We start from the raw sequence: 2,211 nt of genomic DNA, 5'->3' as shown, positions 1-2,211 counted from the left end.
GGCGACCACTTGCGAAGCGCTTGTGGTTCACGCACTCGAAGCTGATGAGTGAGCCGCCAAACGGCTTGATCTAAGGCGGGAGCGACGGGACTCGAACCCGCGACCTCCGGCGTGACAGGCCGGCGTTCTAACCGACTGAACTACGACCCCGAAAGGACTGAGATCAATGATTGCTGGTGGGCGAAGGAGGTGTCGAACCTCCGACCCCCTGCTTGTAAGGCAGGTGCTCTCCCGCTGAGCTATTCGCCCCGCTACGGCACGACCCGCCTCATAATTCGCGGAAGCAACCGGCACTCAGTATAGCCTATAGAGACCACGTGTCAAGCCGAAACGCTGCCCAAAGCGGATTAAGGTTTCCCTGGCTCTCGCTCATGAGTGGATCGAGAGGATGTCGAAGCGGAGCGCCATCAACATCCTGATGAACATGGAACCGCCCTTCGAGCTGAAAAGCCCGGAGGGCGGTTCGAATGTATGGCGTTGGTGGAGGCGGCGGGAGTCGAACCCGCGTCCGAGAACACGTCGGAAAGAGCATCTACGTGCGTATCCTGCGTATGGATATTCGCCCCTCTTGGCCCCCACAGGCGGGGTCCCGGAGTGGCTAGCTCATGTGATCTTACTCGCCCCCCCAGAGCATGAGAGGCAAGCCAGCCCGTCTAGTCGGCGCCCAGATCCCGCCCGACGAGCGAGGCAGGGTGGACGTGGCTACCCTCAGGCAGCCAGTGCCAATTCGTGGTTGGCAGTTGCTTGTATTCCCACCTTTTTACGAGGCGATGGGTCCTCGGCACGCAGCCCTCACTCCCTTGTCCCCGTCGAAACCGGAGCGCCCCCACAGTAAAGCCAATGCCACGTCTGATCGGGCTTGGAGGTAGAAAACTGTTTTTATTGTATGTCGCCTGGCTGAAAAAGTCAACAGCTACCCCCGGTCCGCACGGCCGCGAGCGACTTGGGCCATCTCTTTCGTCATCGCACGCCGCCTCAAGGTTTCCCGCTTGTCGTACAGCGTTTTCCCTCGAGCCAGCGCCAGTTCGAGCTTGATCTTTCGTCGAGTCACATAGAAACTCAGAGGGATCAAGGTGAGGCCCTTTGTCTGGACCTTCCCCATCAGTCTGGCGATCTCCTCTTGATGAAGCAGCAATTTCCGTTTCCGATTCGGGTCCGGGTTAAACCGGTTTCCAGCGGCGTATGGGCTGATGTGACAGTTGCACAGATATGCCTCCTGTCCCTCAATCGCGGCATAACAGTCTTTCAGATCGGCCTTACCCTCCCGCAGTGACTTCACCTCGGTCCCGGTGAGAGCTATCCCAGCCTCGATGACCTCTTCGATCTGGTACTCATACCTCGCCCGCCGATTGGAGCAGAGGATTCTTCGTTCCTGCACCCGTGCCATTGGACCGACTATAGCGTAGCCCAACGGTATGCGACAAGCAGAATTCCTGGTCTCGGAATTTAAATGTCATACTTGATCTGTGAAGAACGAGCGCCTTCACGCTCTTGCGAGAGCCTGAGGCAAGGCAGGGTCGTTTGGAGACCATGCGCCTGGACTGTTCTGTACTACGTTAAGTTGCTGAGGTCTTTTTTCCCTTGACAGATCATAGGAGAGTTTGGTAAGAGCTTTCAAGACGGGTCGGCGGCGGATAGTGATCTACTTATTATTAGTGGATTCTTTTAGCAAAGGAGGGGGCATGACCAAAGCGGAACTCGTGGACAAGATTGCCAAGGATGCTTGCATCACGAAAAAGGCGGCAGAAACGGCGCTGGCCAGTGTCACAGCGGGGGTACGGGACTCTCTCAAGAAAGGGAAGAAGGTTACTCTGGTGGGCTTTGGGACGTTCTCGGTAGCCAAGCGAGCGGCCCGGAACGGGCGCAATCCTCAAACGGGTGATATCATCAAGATTAAGGCGGCGAAGACCCCGCGGTTCAGGGCGGGAAAAGCCTTGAAAGACGCCGTCAGGTAAGCAAGGTTTGCTGACGGCCTGAGCCATCGATTATTCCGTCAGTTGTTACGGTACGAGACAAAGAGGAGAGGCACAGTCTCTCCTCTTTGTACTTATGGCCGTTTCGGAACTGCTTAGGTAGATAGCAACTGTCTTGGTTGTCAAGAGCTACGCGCAATATTTATGGTCCACGGGGTCTGATGTTTGAGCATCGCATTCAGAATGGTCAGCAGCTTCCGCATACAGGCGGTCAAGGCGACCTTCTTCGCTTTCCCGG

Annotated in this window: 3 protein-coding genes, 2 tRNA genes and 1 other RNA gene; 1 reads left to right on the top strand and 5 read right to left on the bottom strand. The window is 56.5% G+C overall.

The features are described 5' to 3' along the window. Positions 1-76: 76 nt before the first annotated feature. The 4 genes from KGL31_00590 to smpB all read right to left on the bottom strand — a co-directional run bounded on the left by KGL31_00590 (position 77) and on the right by smpB (position 1,387). Positions 77-150 (bottom strand) — tRNA-Asp (locus KGL31_00590). Between the two features lie 24 nt (positions 151-174). Continuing rightward, a tRNA-Val gene (locus KGL31_00585) sits at positions 175-249 on the bottom strand. Positions 250-478: 229 nt separating this feature from the next. Further along, positions 479-828, bottom strand: a transfer-messenger RNA (tmRNA) gene (ssrA, locus tag KGL31_00580). A gap of 85 nt (positions 829-913) precedes the next feature. Next, entirely contained in the window at positions 914-1,387 is a 474-nt protein-coding gene (gene smpB / locus KGL31_00575; protein MDE2320409.1) for an SsrA-binding protein SmpB, read from the bottom strand. A gap of 295 nt (positions 1,388-1,682) precedes the next feature. On the opposite strand from smpB, the gene KGL31_00570 reads away from it, so the two are divergent. Beyond that, entirely contained in the window at positions 1,683-1,955 is a 273-nt protein-coding gene (locus KGL31_00570) for an HU family DNA-binding protein (GenBank protein ID MDE2320408.1), read from the top strand. 140 nt (positions 1,956-2,095) lie between these two features. Here KGL31_00570 and KGL31_00565 read toward each other — a convergent pair. Beyond that, a partial coding sequence (locus tag KGL31_00565) for an IS110 family transposase (protein ID MDE2320407.1) occupies positions 2,096-2,211 on the bottom strand: 116 nt, incomplete at its 5' end.

It is taken from the genome of Candidatus Methylomirabilota bacterium, assembly GCA_028870115.1.
Taxonomy (GTDB): Bacteria; Methylomirabilota; Methylomirabilia; order Methylomirabilales; family Methylomirabilaceae; genus Methylomirabilis.
This window is presented reverse-complemented; position numbering and strand designations above follow the sequence as displayed.

Bases quoted from the DNA above. Each gene is read 5' to 3' on its own strand.
- KGL31_00570 (MDE2320408.1), top strand. From the start codon at position 1,683: ATGACCAAAGCGGAACTCGTGGACAAGATTGCCAAGGATGCTTGCATC.
- smpB (MDE2320409.1), bottom strand. From the start codon at position 1,387: ATGGCACGGGTGCAGGAACGAAGAATCCTCTGCTCCAATCGGCGGGCG.